Origin of the sequence: Streptomyces sp. NBC_01341, assembly GCF_035946055.1 — a bacterium.
GTDB lineage: Bacteria > Actinomycetota > Actinomycetes > Streptomycetales > Streptomycetaceae > Streptomyces.
Window position 1 is genome coordinate 6,833,168 of sequence record NZ_CP108364.1, and the last position, 25,507, is coordinate 6,858,674.

Annotated in this window: 22 protein-coding genes and 1 pseudogene; 15 read left to right on the forward strand and 8 right to left on the reverse strand. The window is 70.7% G+C overall.

Translation table 11 applies throughout. The annotated features are described in order from the left end of the window. Positions 1-121 precede the first annotated feature (121 nt). From OG206_RS30070 to OG206_RS32650, 3 genes are all read left to right on the forward strand, one after another. On the forward strand, positions 122-1,633 hold the full coding sequence (locus OG206_RS30070) for an acyl-CoA synthetase (protein WP_327121646.1): 1,512 nt from the start codon (positions 122-124) through the stop codon (positions 1,631-1,633). A 247-nt stretch (positions 1,634-1,880) separates the two neighbouring features. Next, on the forward strand, positions 1,881-2,375 hold the full coding sequence (locus tag OG206_RS30075) for a sortase (protein WP_327121648.1): 495 nt from the start codon (positions 1,881-1,883) through the stop codon (positions 2,373-2,375). A gap of 179 nt (positions 2,376-2,554) precedes the next feature. After that, on the forward strand, positions 2,555-3,379 hold the full coding sequence (locus OG206_RS32650; RefSeq protein ID WP_442805972.1) for a class F sortase: 825 nt from the start codon (positions 2,555-2,557) through the stop codon (positions 3,377-3,379). Between the two features lie 122 nt (positions 3,380-3,501). Here the strand turns inward: OG206_RS32650 and paaK are convergent, their stop codons facing one another. Both paaK and OG206_RS30090 read right to left on the reverse strand, forming a co-directional pair. Beyond that, positions 3,502-4,791 carry a phenylacetate--CoA ligase PaaK gene (gene paaK, locus OG206_RS30085; protein WP_327121652.1) on the reverse strand — a complete coding sequence of 430 codons (1,290 nt, stop codon included), beginning with the start codon at positions 4,789-4,791 and terminating at the stop codon, positions 3,502-3,504. A 242-nt stretch (positions 4,792-5,033) separates the two neighbouring features. Beyond that, positions 5,034-6,674, reverse strand: a complete 1,641-nt coding sequence (locus OG206_RS30090; RefSeq protein WP_327121654.1) for an FAD-dependent oxidoreductase — start codon at positions 6,672-6,674, stop codon at positions 5,034-5,036. Between the two features lie 272 nt (positions 6,675-6,946). Here OG206_RS30090 and OG206_RS30095 point away from each other — a divergent pair, with 272 nt between their 5' ends. The 7 genes from OG206_RS30095 to OG206_RS30125 all read left to right on the forward strand — a co-directional run bounded on the left by OG206_RS30095 (position 6,947) and on the right by OG206_RS30125 (position 12,197). Further along, on the forward strand, positions 6,947-8,065 hold the full coding sequence (locus tag OG206_RS30095) for a SchA/CurD-like domain-containing protein (protein WP_327121656.1): 1,119 nt from the start codon (positions 6,947-6,949) through the stop codon (positions 8,063-8,065). A gap of 70 nt (positions 8,066-8,135) precedes the next feature. Continuing rightward, a complete protein-coding gene (locus OG206_RS30100) occupies positions 8,136-8,570 on the forward strand; it encodes a cupin domain-containing protein (RefSeq protein ID WP_327121658.1) in 435 nt (144 codons plus the stop codon). Then, the gene (locus OG206_RS30105) at positions 8,567-9,835 is read left to right on the forward strand and encodes a beta-ketoacyl-[acyl-carrier-protein] synthase family protein (RefSeq protein ID WP_327121660.1); all 1,269 of its coding nucleotides are present in this window, start codon (positions 8,567-8,569) and stop codon (positions 9,833-9,835) included. Before OG206_RS30100 ends, OG206_RS30105 begins: the two co-directional genes overlap by 4 nt. Then, complete coding sequence (locus OG206_RS30110; protein WP_327121662.1) at positions 9,832-11,091, forward strand: ketosynthase chain-length factor; 1,260 nt, start codon at positions 9,832-9,834, stop codon at positions 11,089-11,091. Before OG206_RS30105 ends, OG206_RS30110 begins: the two co-directional genes overlap by 4 nt. A gap of 15 nt (positions 11,092-11,106) precedes the next feature. Beyond that, positions 11,107-11,364 carry an acyl carrier protein gene (locus tag OG206_RS30115; protein ID WP_327121664.1) on the forward strand — a complete coding sequence of 86 codons (258 nt, stop codon included), beginning with the start codon at positions 11,107-11,109 and terminating at the stop codon, positions 11,362-11,364. A gap of 1 nt (position 11,365) precedes the next feature. Next, the gene (locus OG206_RS30120; protein ID WP_327121666.1) at positions 11,366-11,845 is read left to right on the forward strand and encodes an SRPBCC family protein; all 480 of its coding nucleotides are present in this window, start codon (positions 11,366-11,368) and stop codon (positions 11,843-11,845) included. Positions 11,846-11,864: 19 nt separating this feature from the next. Further along, positions 11,865-12,197: a TcmI family type II polyketide cyclase gene (locus tag OG206_RS30125; RefSeq protein WP_327121668.1), complete on the forward strand. Its 333-nt coding sequence runs from the start codon at positions 11,865-11,867 to the stop codon at positions 12,195-12,197. Between the two features lie 73 nt (positions 12,198-12,270). Here OG206_RS30125 and OG206_RS30130 read toward each other — a convergent pair whose 3' ends face one another. Both OG206_RS30130 and OG206_RS30135 read right to left on the reverse strand, forming a co-directional pair. Continuing rightward, complete coding sequence (locus tag OG206_RS30130; protein ID WP_327121670.1) at positions 12,271-13,356, reverse strand: methyltransferase; 1,086 nt, start codon at positions 13,354-13,356, stop codon at positions 12,271-12,273. Between the two features lie 34 nt (positions 13,357-13,390). Next, a complete protein-coding gene (locus OG206_RS30135) occupies positions 13,391-14,557 on the reverse strand; it encodes a right-handed parallel beta-helix repeat-containing protein (protein WP_327121672.1) in 1,167 nt (388 codons plus the stop codon). Positions 14,558-14,855: 298 nt separating this feature from the next. On the opposite strand from OG206_RS30135, the pseudogene OG206_RS30140 reads away from it, so the two are divergent. Further along, positions 14,856-15,256, forward strand: a pseudogene (locus tag OG206_RS30140) (ACT domain-containing protein). A gap of 46 nt (positions 15,257-15,302) precedes the next feature. Further along, positions 15,303-15,803, forward strand: a complete 501-nt coding sequence (locus OG206_RS30145; RefSeq protein WP_325748050.1) for a hypothetical protein — start codon at positions 15,303-15,305, stop codon at positions 15,801-15,803. Here OG206_RS30145 and OG206_RS30150 read toward each other — a convergent pair. Then, a complete protein-coding gene (locus OG206_RS30150; protein ID WP_327121674.1) occupies positions 15,742-18,003 on the reverse strand; it encodes a family 2 encapsulin nanocompartment cargo protein terpene cyclase in 2,262 nt (753 codons plus the stop codon). The two genes, OG206_RS30145 and OG206_RS30150, sit on opposite strands and share 62 nt — an antisense overlap. Before the next feature lie 241 nt (positions 18,004-18,244). Between OG206_RS30150 and OG206_RS30155 the strand changes: the two genes are divergently transcribed. Further along, positions 18,245-19,576, forward strand: a complete 1,332-nt coding sequence (locus OG206_RS30155; protein WP_327121676.1) for an N-acetylmuramoyl-L-alanine amidase — start codon at positions 18,245-18,247, stop codon at positions 19,574-19,576. A 100-nt stretch (positions 19,577-19,676) separates the two neighbouring features. On the opposite strand, the gene OG206_RS30160 is transcribed toward OG206_RS30155, so the two are convergent. Further along, entirely contained in the window at positions 19,677-20,813 is a 1,137-nt protein-coding gene (locus OG206_RS30160; protein ID WP_327121678.1) for an aminoglycoside phosphotransferase family protein, read from the reverse strand. A 231-nt stretch (positions 20,814-21,044) separates the two neighbouring features. Here OG206_RS30160 and OG206_RS30165 point away from each other — a divergent pair, with 231 nt between their 5' ends. Beyond that, positions 21,045-22,538 carry a DNA-binding protein NsdB gene (locus OG206_RS30165; RefSeq protein WP_327121681.1) on the forward strand — a complete coding sequence of 498 codons (1,494 nt, stop codon included), beginning with the start codon at positions 21,045-21,047 and terminating at the stop codon, positions 22,536-22,538. A 102-nt stretch (positions 22,539-22,640) separates the two neighbouring features. On the opposite strand, the gene OG206_RS30170 is transcribed toward OG206_RS30165, so the two are convergent. Continuing rightward, the gene (locus tag OG206_RS30170) at positions 22,641-24,074 is read right to left on the reverse strand and encodes a PP2C family protein-serine/threonine phosphatase (RefSeq protein WP_327121683.1); all 1,434 of its coding nucleotides are present in this window, start codon (positions 24,072-24,074) and stop codon (positions 22,641-22,643) included. A gap of 508 nt (positions 24,075-24,582) precedes the next feature. Between OG206_RS30170 and rpmG the strand changes: the two genes are divergently transcribed. Continuing rightward, positions 24,583-24,747, forward strand: a complete 165-nt coding sequence (rpmG, locus tag OG206_RS30175; protein WP_327121684.1) for a 50S ribosomal protein L33 — start codon at positions 24,583-24,585, stop codon at positions 24,745-24,747. A 252-nt stretch (positions 24,748-24,999) separates the two neighbouring features. Here rpmG and OG206_RS30180 read toward each other — a convergent pair whose 3' ends face one another. Further along, on the reverse strand, positions 25,000-25,500 hold the full coding sequence (locus tag OG206_RS30180; RefSeq protein ID WP_327121686.1) for a tetratricopeptide repeat protein: 501 nt from the start codon (positions 25,498-25,500) through the stop codon (positions 25,000-25,002). Between the last annotated feature and the right edge of the window lie 7 nt (positions 25,501-25,507).

Here is a 25,507-nt window from a genome sequence, read left to right on the forward strand (position 1 = left end):
GAGCCGCCCCGCACGTCGCCGCGACTGCCCGCACTGCCGGCACGGGGCACCCGCACACGGACGGCCGATACCGGCGTCCACGGCCCTTGACCCCCGCCGCCCCGCCGCCCAGGATCACGCCATGACAGGTGTACGCAGCAGCACAGTGGACGGTGTCCTCGCACGCAGCGCACGACGCACCCCCGGGCGCACCGCGATCAGGTACGCCGAGCGGACCTGGACCTACGCCGCGCTGGACGAGGCGGTGAGCACGGCCGCCGCGGTCCTGACGGCCGAGCACGGACTGGGCCCCGGCGACCGGGTGGCCTCGTACGCCCACAACTCCGACGCGTATCTGATCGCCTATCTGGCGTGCGCCCGGGCCGGGCTGGTGCACGTGCCGGTCAATCAGAACCTGACCGGCGAGGACCTGGAGTACATCATCGAGCAGTCCGGCAGCGCGCTCGTCCTCACCGACCCCGCCCTCGCCTCCCGCGTCCCGGCCGGTCACCCCGTACGGGCGCTGCGGGACGCCCCGGACTCCCTGCTGGACGAACTGGACACACCGCGCCCCTTCGCCCCCGCGCGCGAACCCGGCGCCGACGACCTGGTGCAGCTGCTCTACACCTCCGGCACCACGGCCCTGCCCAAGGGTGCGATGATGACGCACGGCGCGCTGGTGCACGAGTACGTCAGTGCCGTCACGGCCCTCGACCTCCGGGCGGCCGACCGGCCCGTGCACTCGCTGCCGCTCTACCACTCCGCTCAGATGCACGTGTTCCTGCTGCCGTACCTCGCCGTGGGTGCCGAGAACACGATCCTCGACGCACCGGACGCCGGGCGGATCTTCGACCTGGTCGAGGCCGGACAGGCGGACAGCCTCTTCGCGCCGCCTACGGTCTGGATCGGACTCGCCAACCATCCGGACTTCGCGACCCGCGAGCTCGGTGCCCTGCGCAAGGCCTACTACGGCGCCTCGATCATGCCCGTGCCGGTTCTGGAGCGTCTGCGCGAGCGGCTGCCGGGACTGGCCTTCTACAACTGCTTCGGGCAGAGCGAGATCGGGCCTCTCGCCACCGTGCTGGGCCCCGACGAACACGAGGGCCGGATGGACTCCTGCGGGCGTCCCGTGCTCTTCGTCGAGGCGAGGGTGGTCGACGAGCACGGCAAGGAGGTTCCCGACGGGGAGGCGGGTGAAGTCGTCTACCGTTCGCCGCAGCTGTGCCGGGGCTACTGGGACAAACCGGAGGAGAGCGCCGAGGCCTTCCGCGACGGCTGGTTCCACTCCGGTGATCTCGCGGTCCGCGACGCCGAGGGCTACTTCACGGTCGTCGACCGGGTGAAGGACGTCATCAACTCGGGTGGGGTGCTCGTCGCCTCCCGGCAGGTGGAGGACGCCCTCTACACCCACCCAGCTGTGGCGGAGACGGCCGTGGTCGGGCTGCCGGACCCGCGCTGGATCGAGGCCGTCACCGCCGTCGTGGTGCTCCGGGGCGATGCGTCGGAGGCCGAGCTGATCGATCACGTCCGCGAGCGGCTCGCGCATTTCCAGGCCCCGAAGCGGGTGCTGTTCGTCGGTGAACTCCCGCGCAACGCCAGCGGGAAGATTCTCAAGAGAGAGCTGCGGGACCGGTTCGCCGGGGCGGGCGACTGACCTCAGCCCGCGCGGTCCACCGCCTTAGCCCGTTCGCCGTCGCGGGCATGATTGCTCCTCAGTTTTCCGCCGGGATCGATGACCTGGGCAAACGAGCACCTCGACGCACAACTCCGGGCCCGGCCGGGTGACACACGTGGTGGCGCCACGTGTTGCGGGGGTGACGGGGTGTCGGTTGCCTCGGACGTGGAGCACAGCAGAGGCGCCGCGCAGTCCGGCCGGACCCTGCTCCCGTTGGAGGATCCTCATGCGCAACACACGCATCGGTGCGGGTATCTGTCTGGCCGTAGGTTCCCTTGCCCTCGCGGCCCCCGTGGCGGAGGCGGCGGAACCGGCCGGTGAACAGACCATCCGCATCAGCCCGGCGCACGCCTCGCCGGGCGCACAGGTCACCGTCAGCACCAGGGCCTGCGGCAAGGAGACCTACGGCAAGGGGACGTCGGAGGCGGGCGGCGCCTTCCACCTCCTCGAGGGCGACCGCAAGGGAGTGCTCGTCGGCGTGTTCGAGATCCCGCGGGGCACCGCGCCGGGGACGGACACCGTGACCGTGAAGTGCCCTCCGCGGATCAAGATCACGGACACCTACCTGATCACCGACCGCGCCCCCAGCGGCGGTGTGGACGCGGGCTTCGGGGCACCCACCGACACGAGCACCCAGCTCGCCCTGGGGAGCGTGCTGCTCGCCGGGGCCGCGGCCGGGGGAGTGGTCAGGATGCGTCGCAGGGCCGCCGCACGCGGCTGACCCCCGCGCGGCTCCTGTCGGCGGGCCCTGGACCTTCCCGGCTCCAGGGCCCGCGGACTCCCACCTACCCCGTGAATCAGAGGCACACGATGGAGACCGTGCCCACGAGCAGCCCGGCGCCCCAGTCGTTCCCGGCGGTGAAACACCTCGTCTGGGCACTGGTGGCGGGGACCGTGCTGGTGATCACCGGACTGCGCGACGACAGGCCGCCGCAGCCCCCGGCCGCCACCGCGGCACCCGCACCGCCTGCGGCCCCGGCGCCATCCCCACAGAGCCGCCCGGCCCGTCCCGCACCGGCAGGGCCCGCGCTGCCGTACACAGCGGCGGAACGCCCCGAGCCCCGGTATCCCGTCCTCGTCCGCCGGCCCACCGCGCCGCCGGTACTCGTACCCCGGCCCCCGGTCCGGCCGGCCCCTCTGCTCCCGGCCGCGGGAATCCCCGTACCGACCGGACCTGAGCCCGCACGGCCGGGCGTTGCCGCTTCTGACGCGCCGCGTACTGTCCCCGGCCGGAGCCCCTTCGCAGCACCGCCCGCCGTCCCGCCGCTTCCGCCCGTGACCCCAGTCCGCCTGCGGATCCCCAGCCTCAGGGTGGACGCGCCCATGATGAAGCTGGGCCTTGACGCCGCAGGGGCCCTGAAGCCCCCGCCCGACAACAATCCGGTGCTCACGGGGTGGTACGCCGGAGGCACGGTTCCGGGTGCCGTGGGTACCGCCGTCACGACCGGACATGTGGACACCCGCCTTGGTCCCGGCGTCTTCCAGCAGTTGGGACTGCTGCGCACGGGCGCGACCGTGGAGATCATCCGGGAGGACCTGAGCACCGCGGTGTTCACGGTCTACGCCGTGGAGACCTACGACAAGAAGAACTTCCCCGACGAGAAGGTCTACGGGCCCTCGGCCCGGCCCGAGCTACGGGTGATCACCTGCGGAGGCGACTACGACAGGAAGTCCGGCTACCAGGACAACGTCGTGGTCTTCGCGTCCCTGACCGCGACCCGCTGACCGTGTCCCTGACCGCATGCCTGCCTGCGCCCCCCGCCGCGTCCCTGCCCACCTCACGCCGGCTCACGGCCGCCGGCTCCTCGCCGTCCCGCGCCCGCACGGGGGCGGGACGGTGCGCCTCCTCAGCCGTCCTCCCGCAGGTCGACGATGCGCCTGATCTTGCCCACCGACCGCTCGAGCGTCTCGGGGTCGACGATCTCGACATCGACGCTCACGCCGACCCCGTCCTTCACGGCGGCCGCGATCGACCGCCCGGCCGCCACGCGGTCGTCCGTCGTGGCACCCGACCGTGCTTCCGCCCGCACGGTCAGGGCGTCCAGACGCCCCTGGCGGGTCAGCCGCAGCTGGAAGTGAGGGGCCACTCCAGGTGTCCGGAGCACGATCTCCTCGATCTGCGTCGGAAAGAGGTTCACCCCGCGCAGAATCACCATGTCGTCGCTGCGCCCGGTGACCTTCTCCATCCGCCGGAAGGCGCGGGCGGTCCCCGGCAGCAGGCGCGTGAGGTCGCGGGTCCGGTAGCGGATCACCGGCATGGCCTCCTTCGTGAGCGAGGTGAAGACCAGCTCGCCTTCCTCCCCGTCCGGCAGGACCTCCCCGGTGACCGGGTCGACGACCTCCGGATAGAAGTGGTCCTCCCAGATGTGCAGACCGTCCTTGGTCTCGACGCACTCCTGCGCCACGCCCGGCCCCATCACCTCCGACAGCCCGTATATGTCGACGGCGTCGATCGCGAACCGCTCCTCGATCTCCCGGCGCATCTGCTCGGTCCACGGCTCGGCGCCGAAGATGCCGACCTTCAATGCCGTGGACCGCGGGTCGACACCCTGGCGCTCGAACTCGTCCAGGAGGGTGAGCATGTACGAGGGCGTGATCATGATGATCTCGGGCCTGAAGTCCTGGATGAGCTGTACCTGGCGCGCGGTCATCCCGCCGGAAGCGGGAATGACCGTGCAGCCGAGCCGCTCGGCACCGTAGTGTGCGCCGAGGCCACCCGTGAACAGCCCGTATCCGTAGGCCACATGGGCTTTGTGTCCCGGGCGCCCGCCGGCGGCCCTGATCGAGCGGGCCACGACATCCGCCCAGGTGTCCAGGTCGCGTGCGGTGTACCCGACCACCGTGGGCCGGCCCGTCGTGCCGCTGGAGGCGTGGATCCGCCGCACCCGGTCCTCCGGGACGGCGAACATCCCGAAGGGGTAGTTGTCACGGAGGTCGGCCTTCACGGTGAACGGGAAGCGGGCGAGGTCCGCGAGGGTGCGGCAGTCCTCGGGCCGCAGGCCGGCCCTGTCGAACGCGGTCCGGTAGAAGCCGACGTTCTCGTACGCGTGCCGCAGTGTGGCCCGGAGGCGCTGCAACTGCAGCGCTTCGAGCTCGTCGCGGCCGAGCCGCTCCCCGGCGTCCAGCAGCGCCGTCATACGGATCATCCTCCCGCCGACACACGACCGGCCGTTTGATCGTTCCCTGGGAGCAGTAATTCAGGATGCGTGGCCATCTGGCAAGGGGCGGGCGCAGCCTGTGGAAAACTCCCGACGACGGGGCCTCACCAGCCGGTACGGCGGCCTGCTCCGCACGACTCCGCCCTGCCTCCCCCGAGCCGGGGCTCAGGAGCGGCAGGGCGGAGGCCGGCCGGCGGTGACGGCCGGCCGATCGTGCCGGTTCAGACGCGGTGCAGCAGTGTCGCCATCACCTCGTACAGCGTCCCCTCGGGGTCCGCCGCCGCGTTCTCGGACCGCCAGGCCACGAATCCGTCGGGGCGCACCAGCACGGCGCCCTCGGCCGAGGTGCCGTGGGCGGCCGCCCAGTCGGCCCCCTGCTCCGACTCCAGGTCCGCGCCCGGGCCGGAGCCGATGCCGAAGGCGTCCAGACGGACACCGAGACGCTTCGCCACCCCGGCGGCGGCCGCACGCCAATCCTGTTGCCGGGCGTCGCAGAGCAGGACGAACGCCTGCTCGTAGAGGTCCAGGGTCGACACGCGCTCCCCGTCGCGGCCGAGCCACATGTGCGGCGCGCGGGAGCCCGGTTCGCCCGTCAGACCCATGCCCTCGGGTACCACGGGAGTCGCGGGATCGACGCCCAGGACCGCCCCCCGCGCATAGCGGTAGCCGAGGGCGACCGCGAGCATGCCGCCGCCCTTGCGGCCTCCGCCACCGGTGCCGGGCGATCCCGCGTACCCCGGGTGGCTGTGCTCGCTCGAACGGGCCGACGCCCGCGCGCTCGTGGCCTTCGCCACGGGAAGCCGTTCCGCCTCGTACGTGTCGAGGAGCCCCGGCTCCGCCGCGCCGTCGATCACGGCGGCCAGCTTCCACGCCAGGTTGTGCGCGTCCTGGATGCCGGTGTTGGACCCGAAGGCCCCGGTGGGCGACATCTCGTGGGCCGAGTCTCCGGCGAGGAAGACCCTGCCCGAGCTGTACCGCTCGGCCACCCGCTCCGCCGCGTGCCACGGGGCCTTGCCCGTGATCTCGATGTCGAGGTCCGGCGCTCCGACCGCGAGGCGGATGTGTTCCGCACACCGCTCGTCGGTGAAGTCCTCCAGTGTCTCGCCCCGGTCGGGCTGCCACGGCGCGTGGAAGACCCAGCGTTCCTCGTTGTCCACCGGCAGGAGCGCGCCGTCCGCCTTCGGGTTGGTCAGGTAGCAGACGATGAAGCGCCGGTCACCGACCACCGCGGCGAGGCCCCGGGAGCGGAAGGTGATGCTCACGTTGTGGAAGAGGTCGCCGGGACCCGTCCGGCCGATGCCGAGCTGCTCACGGATCGGGCTGCGGGGGCCGTCGGCCGCGACGAGATAGTCGGCGCGCACCGTGCTGTGCACCCCGGTCTCCCGGTCCTTCACCACGGCGGTGACCCCGTCCGCGTCCTGCTCGAAGCTGATCAGCTCCGTGGAGAACCACAGCTCGCTGCCCTGCGCCCTCGCGTGATCGACCAGGACCGGTTCCAGGTCGTTCTGGCTGCACAGGCACCAGCCGCTGGGACTGAACCTGGCGAGACCGCCACCCGGGTCGATCTCCTTGAACAGCCACTCCTGGTCGTCCCCCGTGAGCGAGCCGGCCTGCAGGATGCCGTGGTTCTCCGCCAGTACGGACGCGGCGTCCCGGATCAGCTGTTCCGCCCCCGCGGTGCGGAACACCTCCATGGTGCGGACGTTGTTGCCACGCCCGCGGGGGTGGGTCGAGGTGCTGCGGTGTTTCTCCACCAGCAGATGGCGGATGCCGAGCCGGCTCAGGAAGAGGGACGTGGACAGCCCCACCAGGGAGCCACCCACGACAAGGACCGGCACGCGATGGTCGACGTTCTCGTTCATCTGTTGCTCCAGCTCGGACACAGGACGGATGCAGTGTCCATGCCCTCGCGGGAGCGGTTCGGCAGGGCTTCCGACGGCTCCTCACCTGAACGGTTCATAAATCTCGCGCCGCCCGTGCCTGCGTTCCACGATCAGTCGCGGGAGCGATGTCCGCGATGCGGGAGCGTCGCCACGCGTCAGCGGGCAGCGGCCCGTGCCGCTTCCACCGATACCGCCTGATGACGAGGGGTCACGTGTCGTGGCCGCCGTATCGTCTCGAAGGAGAACGAAAGATGACAGCCCTCTCGGAACGTATATCTCAGTCCGCCTTCGACGGTTCGAGGCTCCGGGTCATACTGCTGCTGGACCTGCACGACGGCGCCCAGAACCAGTTCCTCGAGGCGTACGAGCACATGCGCAACCAGGTGGCCTCGATCCCCGGACACATCAGCGACCAGCTGTGCCAGTCCATCGAGAACCCCTCGCAGTGGCTCATCACCAGCGAATGGGAGAGTGCGCCGCCGTTCCTCGCCTGGGTCAACAGCGAGGAGCACGTCGCGACGGTACAGCCGCTGCACAGTTGCGTACGTGACACCCGGTCCCTTCGCTTCAGCGTCCTGCGGGAGACCGGCGCGGCGTTCGAGAGCACCTCGCAGCCCGCCAAGAGCCGTCTTCAGTCCGCACCGCGCCTCGGTGACGGCGTCGTGCGCCACGCACTGACGTTCACGGTCAAGCCGGGCACGGAGGAGATGGTCGCGAAGATCCTCGCCGACTACGAATCCCCGCAGGCACGCGTGGACGAGAACACCCGACTGCGCCGCACCTCGCTCTTCATGCACGGCAACCGTGTCGTGCGGGCCGTCGAGGTCGAGGGCGACCTGATGGCGGCACTGCGCCACGTCTCTCGGCAACCCGAGGTCAGGGCCGTGGAAGAGGCCATCAACCCGTACCTGGAGCAGGACCGCGACCTGAGCGACCCCGACTCCGCCCGCATGTTCTTCACCCGGGCCGCGCTCCCGACCGTCCACCACGTGACGGCCGGGCGGCACTCCTCGGCCCAGGTCGAACGGCACGCGCTGTTCTACCAGGGCAAGGAGGGCTGCGGCATGGCCCTGGCCCGGCTGCTCGCCGGCCAGGACGAGGAGGCGGCGGACGACGTCACGAGCCCCATCGAGAGCAGCACCATCTTCCAGCGCGACGACATCGTGGTGCGGCTCCTCGAGGTGAGCGGCCCGCTCGACGCGCAGCCCACGCAGGCGCTCGGCATCGGCGGCCACCGCAAGGCGGCCATGCTCGGCCGGCTGCTGGACGGCGGTGCGAACGGCATGCCGACGACCGACCAGGAGGCCGCGCGCTTCCTCGCGCAGGCAGAGATGAACCTGATCACCGACCGTCGGGCCACCGATTCCTGACATGTCACCGGCGACCGGGCCCACCCCGCTCCGCCGACCCACCGCACAACGTGCCTGGAGGAGACCAGCCATGACCACCCACCGGCCTCGCATCGTGGACCTCAGCGAGACTCAGCCCAACCGCAGGCGCGGGGGCGACCTGCGTGCACTGCTCACACCCACGGCGGTGGGGGCCACCAGCGGCTTCATGGGGCTGGCCCTCGTCGAGCCCGGCGACCGCATCGGCGAGCACTACCACCCGTACTCCGAGGAATTCGTGTACGTCGTGGCCGGCCTCCTCGAAGTCGATCTGGACGGCGAGGCGTTCGCCATGCGGCCCGACCAGGGGCTGCTGATCCCGCCACACGTCCGCCACCGCTTCCGCAACGTGGGTGACGTGGAGGCCCGCATGGTCTTCCACCTCGGTCCGCTCGCCCCGCGCCCGGAGCTCGGGCACGTGGACACCGAGGTCACGGAGACGGCCGAGCGCGGAGCCCCGCCGGAACGAACGGGGGCCGCCTCATGACCCGGCGCGTCGCCGTCACCGGGGTCGGTGTCGTCGCACCAGGCGGTATCGGGGCGCCGGCGTTCTGGGACCTGCTCGCCAACGGCCGCACGGCCACACGCGGCATCACCCTGTTCGACCCGTCGCAGTTCCGCTCGCGCATCGCGGCCGAGTGCGACTTCGACCCCGTGGCCCACGGCCTGGACGAGCAGCTGATCGCCCGCTCGGACCGGTACATCCAGTTCGCCCTGGTCGCGGCCAGGGAGGCACTCGGAGACGCCGGACTCGACCTGGAGAGGGAGGACCCCTGGCGCATCGGGGTCTCCCTCGGGACCGCGGTCGGCGGCACCACCCGGCTCGAGCACGACTACGTCGCCGTCAGCGACAGCGGAGCCCGCTGGGACGTCGACCACCGGCCTGCCGGCGCTCACCTCGAAAGGGCGTTCGCGCCGAGCACCCTCGCCTCCGCCGTCGCGGAGGAGGTGGGTGCCCACGGACCGGTGCAGACCGTCTCGACGGGCTGCACGTCCGGACTCGACGCGATCGGCTATGCCTTCCACTCCGTCGAGGAGGGCAGGGTCGACGTCTGCATCGCGGGTGCGTCCGACACGCCGATCACCCCCATCACGGTGGCCTGCTTCGACGCGATCAAGGCCACCTCGGCGAACAACGACGACCCGGAGCACGCCTCCAGGCCGTTCGACGCCCGCCGGGACGGGTTCGTGATGGGCGAGGGCGGAGCGGTCCTCGTGCTCGAGGAACTCGAGCACGCACGGGCCCGCGGGGCCACCATCTACTGCGAGATAACGGGCTATGCCACCTTCGGCAACGCCTATCACATGACCGGACTGACCAGCGAAGGCCTGGAGATGGCCGAGGCCATCAACACCGCCCTCGCGCACGCCGGACTGGACGGCTCGCAGGTCGACTACGTCAACGCGCACGGTTCGGGTACCAAGCAGAACGACCGGCACGAGACGGCGGCGGTGAAGCGCGCGCTGGGCAGCCACGCGTACAAGGTGCCGATGAGTTCGATCAAGTCGATGGTCGGCCATTCCCTGGGCGCCATCGGGGCGATCGAGATCGCCGCGTGCGTGCTGGCCCTCAAGCACCAGACGGTGCCGCCGACGGCCAACTACGAGACCGCTGATCCCGAGTGCGACCTCGACTACGTACCGCGCACCGCCCGGCCCCTCAAGCTGCGCAGTGTGCTCTCGGTCGGTAGCGGCTTCGGCGGATTCCAGTCCGCCGTCGCCCTGACCCGATCAGGCGGGAGGAACCCATGAGTGCCCCGGCAACCCCGGCACGCCGCAGTTCCGTGATCACGGGTATCGGAGTCGTCGCCCCCAACGGGACCGGCGCCGGCGCCTTCTGGAAGCAGACCCAGGAAGGCGTCAGCGTCCTCGACCTGGTCTCCCGCGAGGGCTGCGAGAACCTCCCGCTGCGCGTCGCGGGTGAGGTCCGGGACTTCGACCCGGTGGCGTTCATCGAGGAGCGCTTCCTCGTCCAGACCGACCGCTTCACGCACTACGCGATGGCGGCCGCCGATCTCGCACTCGACGACGCCCGGCTCGGCCGCGCCGACTACGAGGGCGCGCCGTTCAAGGTGGGTGTGGTCACCGCGGCCGGCTCCGGCGGCGGCGAGTTCGGCCAGCGCGAGCTGCAACGGCTGTGGGGACAGGGGTCCCGCTTCGTCGGCCCCTACCAGTCCATCGCCTGGTTCTACGCTGCCAGCACCGGTCAGATCTCGATCCGGGGCGGCTTCAAGGGGCCGTGCGCGGTCGTGGCCAGCGACGAGGCCGGCGGGCTGGACGCGCTCATGCACGCGGCGCGCTCCATCCGCCGCGGCACGGACGCCGTCGTCGTCGGTGCGGCCGAGGCGCCGCTCGCACCGTACTCGGTCGTCTGCCAGCTCGGTTACGACGACCTCAGTCTGAGCGACGAACCCACCCGCGCCTACCGGCCGTTCACCGCTGAGGCCTGCGGATTCGTCCCGGCCGAGGGCGGTGGCATGCTGGTGGTCGAGGAGGAGACGGCGGCCCTCGAACGCGGGGCCCGGGTCCGTGCCGAAGTGGCCGGACACGCGGCCACGTTCACGGGCGCCGGCCGGTGGGACGAGTCACGCGGAGGACTCGCCCACGCGATCGAGGGAGCTCTGCGCGAGGCCGGCTGCGCGCCGGAGGAGATCGACGTGGTCTTCGCGGACGCGCTCGGTGTGCCCTCGGCGGACCGTGCCGAAGCCCTGGCCATCGCCGACGTCCTCGGCGCGCACGGACGGCGCGTACCCGTGACGGCGCCCAAGACGGGGATCGGCCGCGCCTACTGCGGTGCCCCCGTACTGGACACGGCGGCGGCTGTACTCGCCATGGAACACGGCCTGATCCCGCCGACGCCCAACGTCTTCGACGTGTGCCACGACCTCGACCTGGTCATGGGGCGTGCCCGCCCCGCCGAACTGAGGACAGCCCTCGTGCTGAGCCGAGGACTCATGGGATCGAACGCGGCCCTGGTGCTGCGACGCCCCACCGACACCCCTGCCTGAGAAGGAGCAGTACCGATGACCGCTCAACTGACGTACGAGGAACTGGCCGGACTCATGAAGAACGGCGCCGGCCTCACGGTCGACCCCACCGAGATGGCGAACCGCCCCGGTTCCGCCTTCGACGAGTACGGCCTCGACTCGCTCGGGCTGCTCGGCATCGTCGCCGCGCTCGAGAACCGGTACGGCCACCCCCTGCCTGTCGACGCCGACCGGTGCAAGACGCCCCGTGAGTTCCTCGACCTCGTGAACACCACCCTCGTGACAGGAGCCTGACGTGTCCGGACACACCGAGAACGAGATCACCATCGCCGCGCCCCTGGACCTCGTCTGGGAGATGACGAACGATCTCGAGAACTGGCCGCAGCTGTTCAGTGAGTACGCGGCCGTCGAGGTGATGAAGCGTGAGGGGCAGAAGACGACCTTCCGCCTCACGATGCACCCCGACGAGAACGGCAAGGTCTGGAGCTGGGTCTCGGAGCGCACCACGGACCGCCAGGGCCGGAACGTGCGCGCCCGACGGGTCGAGCCTGGCCCGTTCCAGCACATGGACATCCGGTGGGAGTACTCCGAGGTCCCGGGCGGCACGCGCATGCACTGGCGGCAGGACTTCGCGATGCGCCCGGACGCGCCGGTCGACGACGCGTGGATGACCGAGAACATCAACCGCAACTCCCGCGTGCAGCTGGAGCTCATCCGGGACAAGATCGAGCAGCGCGACCGGGAGCGGCGCACCGCCGCGGTCCCCGCCAACTGAGCCCCGGAAAGGCAGCCGGATGCACCACGCACTGATCGTCGCCCGGATGGCCCCCGAGTCCGCACCGGACATCGCGAACATCTTCGCGGCCTCCGACAACACCGAACTGCCCCACCTCGTCGGCGTGAACAGGCGCAGCCTCTTCCAGTTCGGCGACGTCTACCTGCACCTGATCGAGTCCGAGCGCCCCCCGGGCCCGGAGATCGCCAAGGTGATGGAACACCCCGAGTTCAAGGCCATCAGCGACCGGCTGACCGCTTTCGTGAGCCCCTACGACCCGCAGACCTGGCGCGGCCCGAAGGACGCGATGGCGCAGCGGTTCTACACGTGGCAGCGGGACGGCTCGGCCTGACGCACCAACGATCGCCCCGGGTCCGGCACCTTGGTGCCGGACCCGGGGCGATTTCTGTTTCCCGGGGTTCCGCTTACGGCACGACGCACTCGAAGGCGTGCAGGTACGCGTTGACCGGGTGGATCTCGCCCACGCGCAGACCCGCGGCGGACATCCGCGTGACCAGGCTCTCCCGGGTGTGCTTGGCCCCGCCGACGTTGAGCAGGAGCAGCAGGTCCATCGCCGTGGTGAACCGCATCGACGGGGTGTCGTCGACGAGGTTCTCGATGATCACCACGCGCGCGCCGGGACGAGCGGCGGCGACCACGTTGGCAAGGGTCCTGCGGGTGCTCTCGTCGTCCCATTCGAGGATGTTCTTGATGATGTAGAGATCAACCTCGAACGGGATGTCCTCGCGGCAGTCACCGGGCACGATCCGGACACGGTCCGCGAGCGGGCCGCCGTCCCGGAGCCTGGCGTCCGCGCGCGCCACGACACCCGGCAGGTCCATGAGCGTGCCGTGGACCGAGGGGTGCTTCTCCAGCAGACTCGCGAGCACGTGGCCCTGGCCGCCGCCGATGTCGGCCACCGAGGAGACCCCGGTGAGGTCGAGCCGCTCGGCGACGTCCCGCGCGGACTGCACGCTGGACGTGGTCATCGCCCGGTTGAACACCTGGGCGGACTCGCCGGCGTCCTGGTGGAGGTAGTCGAAGAAGCCCTTGCCGAACGTCTCGGGGAAGACGCTCGTGCCGGTGCGCACGGCGTCCTCGAGCCGGGGCCAGACCTCCCAGGTCCAGGGCTCCGTGCACCACAGGGAGATGTAGCGCAGGCTGTTGGGGTCGTCCTCCCGCAGCAGCCGGGACATTTCGGTGTGGACGAACTTCCCGTCCTCGGTCTCCGCGAAGATCCCGTAGCAGCACAGCGCACGCAGCAGCCGCTGCAGTGGCACGGGTTCGGCGTCCACGACCAGGGCCAGCTCCGCGGCCGACGAGGGCGTCTCGCCCAGAGCGTCGGCGACGCCCAGCCTGGCTGCCGCGCGTACGGCCGCGGCGCAGGCCGCTCCGAACGCGAGCTCACGCAGACGCATGGACGGCGGCGGTGTCTGAGCGGCGGAGGACGCCGGGTGCGTGGCGGGCGGCGAGGTGACGGGGGTCTCGGGGGTGGGGCTCACGGTGGTCATACCGTCTCGTTCCTCCTGGTGCGGTGGTCGGCTGTCATTCGGCACACATGCCGGCCGGGACGGATGTCCCGCACGTGTTGCTGACGAAGGTGTTGCCCTTGCCCGCGGTGTCCCGGTTGGCGAGGTCGGCCGGCTTGTTGCCGCGCACGAGGTTGCGGCTGATCTCGTTGTCGGTGTTCAGCGCGCCGACGAAGCTCTTGAAGAGCAGGATGCCTCCGGAGAGGGGGGTCGAGCCGACGTTGTCCCGGATGACGTTGGAACGAACGATCGTGCGCTCACTGCCGGTGAGGACGATGCCCGACCCCTGGATCGCCGACAGGCGCGGGGTCGCCGCGCAGAACTTGTTGTTCTTCGTGATCCGGTTGCCGCTGATCGTCATGGCGCCGGCCGCGGGCTTGGACTCGTCGCCGACCACGAAGACACCGCTGCAGTTGCCGGTCATGGTGTTGCCGTCGATCACCAGGTTCCTGACCCGGCGGGCCGTGACACCGATGCGGTTCCGGGTCACCGAGTTGTCCACGACGAGCGTTCCGCCCGTGTCGGTCGCCCCACCCTCCTCGCTGACCGAGTTGGCGACGAAGATCCCCGCGTCACCGTTCGCGGTGGCCGTGTTGCGCCGGAAGTCGCCACGGGTCGAGCGCTCCTGCGCGATGCCCCAGGTGCCGTTCTTCGAGGCGGTCACCCTGCGGACGGAGAGCCCGTCGGTCCAGGACGCCCAGACGCCGCTCTTGCTGAAGCCGGAGACGGTCAGCGCACGGATCCTGACGTCGTCGACGGTGTGGCCCTTGGTCCCGACGACACAGATGCCGTTCCCGCCCGCCGCACACGCGTTGGCGGCCCGTGGGCCCCGCGCGGCCTCGGCGCCCTTGGTGGTCTTGGCGGGCTTCGTGGACTTCGCGGGCTTCGCGGGCTTGGAGCTCTTCGCGGGCTCGGCGGCCGGCGGCCTGATCACCGTGCGCTCCCCGGCTCCGCGCAGGGTCAGGCCCGGCGTGGTGATCAGAACGCTCTCGCGATAGGTGCCGGGCAGGAGGACGATCGTGTCGCCCGGCTCCGCCGCGTTGACCGCGCCCTGGATCGATTCGCCCGGATGCACCACGTGATCCCGGTGTCCGGACGCCGCGGTGGGGACGGCCGCGAGGCCCAGAGCGGAGGCCGTGACGACGGTGACGGCGGCCAGGCTGTTCATGTGTCTTGTTCTCATGAGCCGAAGCTATGGGCGATCAACCGCCGTTGCCACGCAAGGTGACCGTATGGATACAAGGCGTGCCTGAATGGCTTACTCGGCCCGCGCGGCCCGTCACGCACCGCATGCGCGAGCGGATTCGGCACCACTGCGGGGGCACCGTCGCGCGCGTCCGGCCCCAGCGCGGGGACAGATCACGGGGTGCGTCGCGGACAGTCCTGCGGACCGCGCACGGACCGTGGTGACCGGACGGCAGACGGAGAGCCCCGCGTCGGACAGGACGTGCCGGCAGGCCCCGGGCCCGTAGCGTGGCCCCATGACAGGCGAGCGGGATCTTCGAACACTTCTGCGGAGCATGCGGCCGGAACTGCAGAGCGGCCGCTACGTCTTCACCACCGTGGCCGGTGGTGAAGTCCCGGACGGGGTCACACCCGTCGCCACCGTCTCCGAGCGGGAGGGGCTGACGCTGGTCCTTCCCGAGGCGCAGGCCGTCGGGCAGGTCTCGAGTACCACTTCGTCGCCGGCCGCATCATCCTGCGTGTGCACTCCGCGCTGGACGCGGTCGGGCTCACCGCTTCGGTCTCGCTGGCGCTCACCGACGCGGGCATCAGCTGCAACGTGGTCGCCGGGTTCCACCACGACCACCTGTTCGTACCGTACGAGCGGGCGGCCGAGGCGGTCCGGGTGCTGGAAGCCCTGGCGGCGGAGTCCGGGTAGCAGTGCCCGGCTCCGCAACGTGAGCCGGGACACGTAACATGGCCCCATGTCCTTCCTCCGCCGCCGCAGCGCCGCCACTCCCGCGGGTCCGGACTTCGATGTCCTGGCCATGGACCCCGGCGACTGGCCCGGCAACCTCGGCGCCGGTCTCCTGCCCGCCCCCGACGGGAGCTGTCAGGGCGTGTTCCTGCGCTACGACCTGTTCGGAGGACGCGGGCCCGCGATGATCATCGGCAACCTGCCGGAAGGGTCACCGGCCCGCGAGACCGAGGAGGGGCAGGTTCCCTTCGAGGTCGCGCAGCTCCTCCTCGCGCTCGAGAACGACGAGCCGGTCGAGGTGACCGGCACCGAGGACGTACCCGTGATGCAGGGCGACAGCCTGCTGATCGTGCGCCGGGTCAAGCTCTCCGAGAGCCGGATCTCCTGCGTCCAGTTCGACAGGAGCGACGGCGTGCTCGTCACCATCGCCAGCTGGGACCGTCCGATCACGGACGACCTGTACGCCCTGCTGAAGCCACTTCCGGCAGAGCTGTTCCAGCAGGGCTGAAACGTCCCTGCGCCGTCAGCAGCCGGGTCACCCGCGCCGCCGACGTCCCGAACCCCGTGGGGCCGCTGATGTGCCACGGGGTCCCGGTGCCCCGTCGCAGGTCCTCCTCGCGGTAGCGCCGGCAGTCGCGGTGCCAGATGAGGATGCCCGCCATCCAGTGCTGGAGCTCCACGACGTAACCCGCCAGGATCTCCCTGGCCTCGGCGTCCAGGCCGAAGTCGTCGTACAGCACGGGGAGTTCCCGCTCCGCGACGTGCTGGAACTGGCGCATCCGCGACTTCATCAGATCGTCCACGATCGCGACGCCGGTCCGGTAGTCCACTCCGAAGAAGTTCTGCACGACCAGGACGCCGTTGTGCACCTCGCCCTCGTACTCGATCTCCTTCTGGTACGAGAAGACGTCGTTCATCAGGCACGCGTAGTCGGCGGCCGCGTTCTCCAGGGACCGCATCGGGCCGCTGCGGTAGACGGCGTCCGGCACCTTCCTGCCGTGACCCAGCCGGCACAGGCTCATCGTGAGGTCCGAACCGAACGTCGCCCGGCGCATCTCCATGTAGTCCACCGGGTCGGGAATCCGGTTCTGCGCCTGGTTCGCCAGCTCCCAGAGCCAGCTCGCCGTCATCTTCTCCACGGCCTCGCGGAAGGTGCGGCGACCGCTCTCGTCCATCGGGCAGGCCGTCCTCCGCCAGAGGTCCGCGAGTCCCCGCTCCAGGGCGTTGACCGGCTCGGGCACGGACGCGAGGTCCAGCGGCATGAACTGCGACAGCCGCTCGTTGGCCAGCCTCGCCCCCGCCAGATCACGCGTCCGGCCGTGCACCACCGGGAACCAGTCGTCCCCGTACGTCCCCCAGGTCAGCCATCCCGACGACAGGTCGAGCTCGTCGGGGGTGGCGTCGGGCTGCAACCCGGCCGCGCACAGAGGCAGATCGGTCGCGACGAGCCGCTCCTCGTCCCAGATGTGCGAACCCGGCACGCCGGGCTGCGCCTCCAGCAGTCCCATCCGGTGCGACCACTCCACGATCCTGACCCGCGCGCCGTCCAGGTGCGGGCTCAGAGTCGTGCTGAACGGCATGTCGAAGTCCGGCAGCAGGGAAGGGCCCACGTGCTGGTGGGGCACGTGTGTGTGGCTGCGCCGCCGCAGGGACTCCGCGCGGGGGGTGAGCCGGATCGAGGCCGCGGCCATGCCGAAGGCGGGCACGCTCCGCGCGGCGTCGCCGTTCATGTAGCGGCTGGAGCGCATGTGCCATTCGTGGCCGCCGGACTGCCAGTCCTGGAGTCCCTTCACGTAGGCCAGGACCGCCACCGTCTCGTCCGGGGCCAGCCCCTTCTCCGCGCACAGGGGCCCGAGTTCGGTCAGGGCGGTGTTCTCGAACTGCTGGAGGCGTGACGTCAGCAGATCGTTGACCGCCTCGGCCGCCTCCTGCGTCGAGCAGCCCAGGAACCTTTCAAGGACCAGTACGCCGTTGCTGTTCTCGCCCTCGTCCTCGACCTCCCGCTGGTAGGAGAAGAGGTCGTTGCGCAGATGCACGGCGTCGGAGAACGCGTCGCTCAGGACCCGCAGTGCCCGTGCGCCGGCCACCGATGCGGGGATCTCGGCGTTCGCGGCGTACTCCACGAGCCCCGCGGACCACGGTGCCCCGCCCACCTTGCGACGCATCTCGATGTACTCGACGGGGTTGGCGATACGCCCCTCGTTGATGTTCGCGAGCTCCCAGAGGGATTCGTTCAGGAGGTTCTCCGTCGCCTCGGCGAACCGGGCCCGCCACGCGTCGGACATGCTCGGCACGGTCCGCGCCCACAGGTCCGCGAGGCCCGCCTCGACGGGGTTCGTCGGCTCGGGCGTCGCGGCGCCCCGACGCATCGGCATGAAGTCGGGGAGCCGGTCCAGATACCGCTTGCCGCCCTCCCGGTCCGGCGTGCGCTTGAACAGCTCCAGGAAGTGGTCGTCGAAGAAGAAGACCCACACGTACCAGTCGGTGACGAGGGACAGCGCCTCGGCCGAGCAGTCGGGGTGGGTGTACGCGCAGAGAAGCGCGTAGTCGTGGGACTCGAGGTCCTTCTCCTCCCAGATTCCTGAGCCCTCCAGCATCCCCATCCCGCGTGCCCACTCCCGGGTATGGCTCCGGGCGGCCTCGAGATGCGGATTGAGACGCGCCGGATACGGCACGTAGAAGTCCGGCAGTGTGAAGGGCTGTGCCATGTGTACGTCCGGCCTCTCAGAGAACTCCGCATGATCCACTTGGATCCGTCCTGTCGGCGGCAGCACTACCCCTCGTCCATCCGGGGCACGCACAGCGGGAAATAGTCACACAAGCTCAGGTGTCGTTGCACACTGCACTCTTGACTCACCAACCCCTTGCGCAACAGAGTGTGCGCCGACGAACGAACGCGGGGAGCGCTCCCGAGGCGCTTCTCGACCGCCCGGCCCAAGAAGGGTTGTCATGACGTCGAAGCAGAGGACCAGACTCGCGCTCGCACTGACCACGGCGGGGGCGCTGAGCGTGGCGCTCCTCTCCCCGGCGGCCGCCGGCGCGGACACCGTACGGCCGGAATGTCCCCGCAGCCTGTCCTGCGACTGGGTCCCCGCCGCCTACCAGCAGACCGGTGACCCCGCTGACAAGGACACGTACGGCAACTACGACACCGCGGACCGCCCGGCCGGCAACCAGGTCAAGTTCATCGTCCTGCACGACACGGAGGAGGACTTCGACACCACGCTGAAGATCTTCCAGAACCCGCTCAACCAGACCTCGGCGCACTACGTCGTGCGCTCGTCCGACGGTCATGTCACACAGATGGTGAAGAACAAGGACGTCGCCTGGCAGGCGGGCAACTGGTACCTCAACACGCACTCCATCGGCATCGAACAGGAGGGAGTCGCGGCCGAGGGCGCCAAGTGGTACACCCCCGAGATGTACCGCTCGACCGCACGTCTGGTGCGTCACCTGGCGGCCAAGTACGACATCCCGCTCGACCGGCAGCACATCATCGGACACGACGGCGTCCCGCCCACCAGCGCCGCGGGGACGAAGAACATGCACTGGGACCCGGGGCCGTACTGGGACTGGAACCGCTTCATGGCCCTGCTCGGCAGGCCGAGCGTGCCGAGTGCGCCCAGGACCGGTGAACTCGTCACTGTCAGCGCGGACTTCACCAAGAACCAGCAGGAGTTCCGCGACTGCGAGAAGAGCGTGGACCTGCCCCGCCAGGGAAGCAGCGCCGTGCCCCTGCACACGGAGCCGTCCGCGGACTCACCGCTCTTCTCCGACCCCGGACTGCACCCGGACGGATCGCCCGGGACGAACTGCGCCGCGGACTGGGGCAGCAAGATCAGTGCCACCCAGCAGGCCGTCGTCGCCGGCCGCGTCCCCGGCTGGACGGCGATCTGGTGGTACGGGCAGAAGGCGTGGTTCAGCACCCCCGACGGGGCCCGGGTCACCGTCCCCACCTCGGGCACGGTCGTCCGCCCGAAGGCGGGCAAGGGGGAAGTGCCGGTGTACGGCGTCGCCTACCCGGAGAAGGGTGAGTATCCCGCGGACTTCGTGAAGCCGACCGTCGGCACCCCGCTCGTGTACACCATCAAGGAGGGGCAGGCGTTTCCCGGCGGCGGGCAGGCACCCACCGGCTACTACTACGCCCCGACGATCGACGCCTCGAAGCCGTACGACCACACGTACTTCGCCGGGGCCCAGAAGTACGTGACGGTGCAGATCGGCCATCGGATCGGCTTCGTCAAGGCGTCCGACGTCGATGTGACGCGAGCTCGCTCGTGAGCCGCGGCTGAGGGCACACAGGCGCGCTGCGGGACCCGTGTGTCGGCACCGGTCCCGCAGCGCGTTTCCCCCGTTCGTCAGGCCGGTCGCCCCGGCGTGGTCATCGGGTCCCCACCGCTGCGCGCACGGCCCGCCGGGCCATCGCGCAGTCGTCGTGCAGCCTGCGCAACAGGAGCCGCTGCTCCTCGCCGGAGGACAGTGCGCCCTGCCGTGCCTGGCCGCCCCCGGACGGAGCGCCCTCGCGCATAGCCCGCTGCACGGCTGTCTCGTACGTACGGATCTCGCGGGTCAGGACGATCATGAGGTTGATCAGGAAGGCGTCGCGCGCCGCGGCGCCGGACGCCTGCGCCAGCTGGCTGATCTGCCGTCGGGACGCCGGAGCGTCACCGAGCACGGCCCAGAGCGTCGCGAGGTCGTACCCGGGGAGGTACCAGCCGGCGTGTTCCCAGTCGACGAGCACCGGACCCGTGGGGGGAAGCAGGATGTTGGAGAGAAGCGCGTCGCCGTGGCAGAACTGGCCCATTCCCTGACGGCCGCCGGCATGCGCCAGGCCGTGCAGCAGCTTCTGCAGGTCGCCCAGGTCGCGGTCCGTGAAGAGGCCCAGCTCGTGATAGCGGGCGATGCGCGAGGCATAGTCGAGCGGGGCGTCGAACAGGCCCGGCGGCGGCCTCCACGCGTTGACCCGGCTGATCGCTCCCAGCACGGCCCGCAGGTCCGCGCGGGGCGGCGCCTCCGCAGGGTGCCTCGTCAGCGCCGCGACGCGGCCGGGCATCCGCTCGATCACCAGGGTGCAGTTCTCCGGGTCGGCGGCGATGAGCCGCGGGGCCCGGACCGGCGGGCGGTGCCTGACGAACGCGCGGTAGGCCGCTATTTCGTGCCGGAACCTCTCCGTCCACGCGGGGGAGTGGTCCAGTAAACACTTGGCCACAGCGGTCGCGCGGCCGGTGGTGCCCACGATGAGCACCGAGCGTCCGCTGCGGCGCAGCACCTGCACCGGGTTGAACTCCGGGCAGATGCGGTGCACCGAGGCGATGGCCATTCTCAACTGCGCGCCCTGGGGGCCCGACAGGTCGAGTCGTCCGCTGAGCGACTGGGTGCCCGGTCCCGCCGCCCGCCGGGTCCGACCCGCGGCGGACGCCGGTGACGCGGCACGGGGGTCGAGATACGGACCGCCACCCGCTCCCGCGGGACGGAGCGGCCGGGGCGGGGCGGACACGGAGGACGATGCTGTGTACATGGGCTAGACAGATCCCTTCGTGCGCCGACAAGTCACGTGCGCCGCCCCGGCCGGCGGCCGTTCGGCACCCTGGGGAGTACCTAGGGCTGCCGGGCGGGGTGGCGCTTTCCTACCTGACACCGCGGCACGGGTGGCACAACATCTGGCGACCCCTGGCGAAGCCTGGCGAATATTCGCCCGGCATCCGCCGGGGGGCTAGGGTCAAGTCAGCCGAGAACCTGGGGGCTTGACGTGACCGGAGAACCCAACACCCGCCTATCTGACCTGTTCGGCCTGGCCGGCTGGTCCAAGGGCGAACTCGCGAGAATGGTGAACAGGCAGGCGGCGGCCATGGGCCACCTCCAACTGGCCACCGACACCTCGCGGGTACGGCGCTGGATCGACATGGGGGAGTCCCCCCGCGATCCCGTGCCCGAAGTGCTGGCAGCCCTGTTCACCGAGCGGCTCGGCCGTGTCGTGACCATCGAGGACCTCGGGTTCGGCCGGCGCGGGCGTGTGGGAAAGCGGCAGAAAGCCGGGACGGAGAACAATCCCGACGGATTGCCGTGGGCGCCCGAACGGACGGCAGCGGTCCTCACCGAATTCACGGGAATGGACCTCATGCTCAACCGACGCGGCTTGGTGGGCGCGGGCGCCGCGCTCGCCGCCGGCTCAGCCATCACCGGCGCCATGCACGACTGGCTGCACTCCGAGCCCGCCCCGGCGGCCCGGACCCGCCCAGGCGACCTCCTCCACGCGGACAACGCCGGCTTCGACCGGTACGAGGCCGCCCCCATCGGGTCCGAGGAGATCGAGGCCCTCGAGCACTCGGTCGAGGTGTTCCGGGCCTGGGACGCCTCCCGGGGCGGCGGACTCCAGCGCAAGGCCGTGGTGGGGCAGCTCAACGAGGTGGGCGGCATGCTCGCCTACCGCCACCCCGACCATCTGCAGCGCCGCCTGTGGGGCGTCGCCGCCAACCTCGCGGTGCTCGCCGGCTGGATGTCCCACGACGTCGGTCTGGAGCCCACCGCCCAGAAGTACTTCATCATCGCGGCCCACGCGGCACGCGAGGGCGGCGACCGTCCGCGCGCCGGCGAGGCGTTGTCGCGCGCCGCCCGCCAGATGGTCCACCTGGGACGGCCCGACGACGCCCTCGATCTCATGAAGCTCGCCACATCGGGGTCCGGGGAGGAGACCCTGCCGCGCACCCGGGCCATGCTGCACACCATCGAAGCCTGGGCGCAGGCCTCGATGGGCCACGGGCAGGCCATGCGGCGCACCCTCGGCGAGGCCGAGGAGCTGTTCATGTCCGACAAGCGTGACGTGCCGGCGCCCAGCTGGATGCAGCTGTTCGACGAGGCGGACATGCACGGGATGCAGGCCCTGGCCTTCCGGACGCTGGCCGAGCACGATCCGCGCGCGGCCGGCACGGCCCAGCGCCACGCCAAGCAGGCGCTGGAGCTTCGGATAAACGGTCGCCAGCGGTCCAAGATCTTCGACTACATCTCGCTCGCCTCGGCGTGCTTCATCGGCGACGACCCGGAGCAGGCCGACCGCTACGCGCGCCTCGCCCTGGTGTCGATGGGGGAGACCTCCTCGCACCGCACCTGGGACCGGCTGCGCGAGATGTACCGGCTCACCGGGCAGTTCGCGGGGTACGCCAAGATCCAGGACCTGCGCGAGGAGATCGAGCTCGCTCTGCCGCCGAGCCCGGTCAAGAAGAAGACGAGAGGGTCGCAGATCTGACACACCTCGGCCGCCGGGCAGCGCGGGGCGTCAGCGCCCGGGCCGGCGAAAGCCCGCGGATACAGCGATCCCGTATGGGCACACCGTCATCGGGGCGTGCCCTCACGCCGTCACGCGCGCTACCAACACGCATGCGTCGTCGAGCCGTTCAGCCGAACCGAGCTCCTCGACGACGATACGCACGCAGTCCTGTGCCGTGCGGGCGCGGGCGAGGCATGGCGCCAGGTTCACCAGCGTGTCCGGACGGGCACTCCGGTCCTCGTGCCGTGTCAGTCCGTCGGTGTGCAGGACGAGCACGTCGCCCGGTAGCAGGGCCACCTGGTCCTGCTCGTAGGTGACCCCGCTCGCGGCACCGAGCAGCACCCCGTCCGGCGCGGGCAGAGGACGCCCCACTCCATTGCGGAACAGCAGCGGCGCGGGGTGCCCCGCCTGCGCCCAGGCGAGTCTGCGGGTCACCGGATCGAAGCGGCAGCACACGGCGCTGCCGAGGGCGGGCTGCGCCGAACATTCGATCAGCTGGTTCAGGTGCCCCATCAGGGTGCCGGGGTCGACACCGGCGACGGCCATGCCGCGCAGCGCGCCGAGCAGCATCGCCATCGACGAGGTGGCAGGGATGCCGTGGCCGGTCAGGTCCCCCACGCTGAGGAGGGTCTTTCCGTCCGGGAGCGGCAGAGCGTCGTACCAGTCGCCGCCGATGAGGTCGCTCGCCCCGGACGGGAGGTAGTGGGCGGCGATGTCCAGCCCGCCTGCCCCCCGGCCGGATGACGGCAGGGAGCCGCGCCAGGGCGGCAGAACGGCCTCCTGGAGTTCCACCGCCATCCGGTGTTCGGCCCGGGCACGCTGTTCACGGCGCCGTAGCGTCTCCTGCGTCCTGTCCACGGTGTGCCGGCTGCGGCGCAGCCGGCTGACATCGCGCAGCACGGCCCACATGGAAGCCGTGCAGCCGTCCGTGTCGAGGACGGGCTCGCCCATCATGTGCAGGGTGCGCATGCCGCCGCCGGGCAGCAGGATGCGGAATTCGCCGTCTATCGGTCTGCCGTCCACGAGGCAGTCCGTGACCATCGACGTCAGCAGGGGCTGGTCCTCGGCGAGGAGCACGGAAGGCAGCTCGTCCAGAGGCAGGGCTCCTTTGCCCGGATCCCTGCCGAAGATCGCGTACAGCTCGTCGGACCAGCTGACCTCGTCCGTCAGCAGGTTCCACTCGGCGCTGCCCACGCGGCTCAGCAGCGAGCCCGCGAGGGGGCCGGCAGCGGATTCGCGGTACGAGTCCTCCGCCGTCTCGGCGTCCGTCGGGTGCGGAATTCCGTCGCGCAGCTGTCCCAGGTGCTCGCCCAGGTCGTCGAGCTGGTGGACCGCGAGTTCACAGAGTGCTCTCTGCCAGCGCGACTGGGGGTCGTCGTCGTCGATCACGGAGGTGTCCCGGCGCACGGCGTCCACGTCCCCGCGCAACAGCAGGGTCCGGTTGATGAGAGCGTCGACGGCATGCCGCTCGGGCGGCTGTGGGGCGGGGCGGTCCGCGAACAGATGGGACGGCATCTGGTACTCCGATACAGGCGGTGCGGCCGGTTCGTGGGGGTGGACCGAACACGACTGTCGCACAGGGCGGGGGAGCCCGTAAGGGGTTTGGCAACACTCGATGGGTTGTTGCTTCTGGCATATGTCATCGGCGGGGTGGGGCTGAGGTCCGCCGAACACCCTTGCTCCTGGCGGGTAGTTGACGCAAGTCGACCGGCGTGATCAACCCGGTGTGCGCCCGCGTGCGCGACTCCCGCGCGGCTCACCTGCGTCCGAGCAGGGGTGATGCGGCGTTGCGCGGTGGGGTGGATCAAGGTGCGGGAGCGTCGGCCGCGCTCCGGATCGATGACGTGTTCCACGGGACGTGCACATGTGTACCGAGCACTCGTTCGCATGGACGGTTCCGAAGGCTGCGCCACGGCTCGCGCTGCGGGAATGGAGGGGCTCGTCCTTGTGTTGTGAGGGTCAGTAAGGAAAACGACACCCATTCCCATGCGGGACTGGGGTCGGCACCCCGTCTGGAGGTCCCATGGCACGCAGTGAGACCAGGCCCGTCGTCCAGCTCCGGTCGACGGCCGGAACCGGCCACACCTACGTCACGCGGAAGAACCGGCGCAACGACCCGGACCGGCTGGAGCTGCGCAAGTTCGACCCGTCCGCCGGGCGCCACGTCGTGTTCCGCGAGTCCCGCTGACCGACGGCGGCGCCGTTCCTCCTCGGTCGGCGCGGGCTCCCGGCCTGCGCCGACCGTGGTGTGGATCACATGAATGCATGCGAATTCACGGGAACGGCAGCTGGTGGTTTATCGTTCATCTATACGTGGGCGTGAGTGACGGAGCCCGCAGCGACCGGCGAACCGTCCCGCGAACACTCACAAACCGCCCCGGCTGGATTCCCCCGATCCGGCCGGGGCTTCCGCGTTCTCCGGCCCATGCGGCGCGGGGCGTCACATCGTGTGCGTGAGGTCCGCGGCGTAGTACTCGATGGCCGGCCGGTAGCGCCGCACACGGTCACTGTCGCTCGTCGCCGCGACCAGGCGCAGCAGTATCTGCATGGCCTCGTGGTGCTCGCCCGTGTTGAACAACGCCATGGACAGGAAGGTCCGCAGCGCGCCGTCGTCCGGGAACTCCTCCACCCCGCGCCGCAGCGTCTCGACGGCCTGTCCGAACCGGCCCAGCACGCGATAGGTGCTGCCGAGCCCGACCAGGGCGCCCCGGCGGTCGTCGTCATCGAGGCCGTCACCCTGCAGGCACCGCTCGTAGTACGGAACCGCCTCGGCTTCGAGGCCGAGCACATCATGGACCCAGGCGGTCTGATACGCGACGTCCACGCAGTCAGGGAAATCGGCCGTGAGGGCGAGGAGGAGCTCCCTCGCCTGCTCCGGATGCCCCTGCTCACGCAGCCTCACGGCCTCCGAGATCCGCTCGTCCTTGTCCTGTGCGCTCATGCGCTCA

Bases quoted from the DNA above. Each gene is read 5' to 3' on its own strand.
- OG206_RS30150 (WP_327121674.1), bottom strand. From the start codon at position 18,003: ATGGCACAGCCCTTCACACTGCCGGACTTCTACGTGCCGTATCCGGCG.
- OG206_RS30110 (WP_327121662.1), top strand. From the start codon at position 9,832: ATGAGTGCCCCGGCAACCCCGGCACGCCGCAGTTCCGTGATCACGGGT.
- OG206_RS30095 (WP_327121656.1), top strand. From the start codon at position 6,947: ATGACAGCCCTCTCGGAACGTATATCTCAGTCCGCCTTCGACGGTTCG.
- rpmG (WP_327121684.1), top strand. From the start codon at position 24,583: ATGGCACGCAGTGAGACCAGGCCCGTCGTCCAGCTCCGGTCGACGGCC.
- OG206_RS30070 (WP_327121646.1), top strand. From the start codon at position 122: ATGACAGGTGTACGCAGCAGCACAGTGGACGGTGTCCTCGCACGCAGC.
- OG206_RS30075 (WP_327121648.1), top strand. From the start codon at position 1,881: ATGCGCAACACACGCATCGGTGCGGGTATCTGTCTGGCCGTAGGTTCC.
- OG206_RS30125 (WP_327121668.1), top strand. From the start codon at position 11,865: ATGCACCACGCACTGATCGTCGCCCGGATGGCCCCCGAGTCCGCACCG.
- OG206_RS30160 (WP_327121678.1), bottom strand. From the start codon at position 20,813: ATGTACACAGCATCGTCCTCCGTGTCCGCCCCGCCCCGGCCGCTCCGT.
- OG206_RS30090 (WP_327121654.1), bottom strand. From the start codon at position 6,674: ATGAACGAGAACGTCGACCATCGCGTGCCGGTCCTTGTCGTGGGTGGC.
- OG206_RS30115 (WP_327121664.1), top strand. From the start codon at position 11,107: ATGACCGCTCAACTGACGTACGAGGAACTGGCCGGACTCATGAAGAAC.
- OG206_RS30130 (WP_327121670.1), bottom strand. From the start codon at position 13,356: ATGACCACCGTGAGCCCCACCCCCGAGACCCCCGTCACCTCGCCGCCC.
- OG206_RS30135 (WP_327121672.1), bottom strand. From the start codon at position 14,557: ATGAGAACAAGACACATGAACAGCCTGGCCGCCGTCACCGTCGTCACG.
- OG206_RS30180 (WP_327121686.1), bottom strand. From the start codon at position 25,500: ATGAGCGCACAGGACAAGGACGAGCGGATCTCGGAGGCCGTGAGGCTG.
- paaK (WP_327121652.1), bottom strand. From the start codon at position 4,791: ATGACGGCGCTGCTGGACGCCGGGGAGCGGCTCGGCCGCGACGAGCTC.
- OG206_RS30100 (WP_327121658.1), top strand. From the start codon at position 8,136: ATGACCACCCACCGGCCTCGCATCGTGGACCTCAGCGAGACTCAGCCC.
- OG206_RS30170 (WP_327121683.1), bottom strand. From the start codon at position 24,074: ATGCCGTCCCATCTGTTCGCGGACCGCCCCGCCCCACAGCCGCCCGAG.
- OG206_RS30145 (WP_325748050.1), top strand. From the start codon at position 15,303: ATGTCCTTCCTCCGCCGCCGCAGCGCCGCCACTCCCGCGGGTCCGGAC.
- OG206_RS30155 (WP_327121676.1), top strand. From the start codon at position 18,245: ATGACGTCGAAGCAGAGGACCAGACTCGCGCTCGCACTGACCACGGCG.
- OG206_RS30105 (WP_327121660.1), top strand. From the start codon at position 8,567: ATGACCCGGCGCGTCGCCGTCACCGGGGTCGGTGTCGTCGCACCAGGC.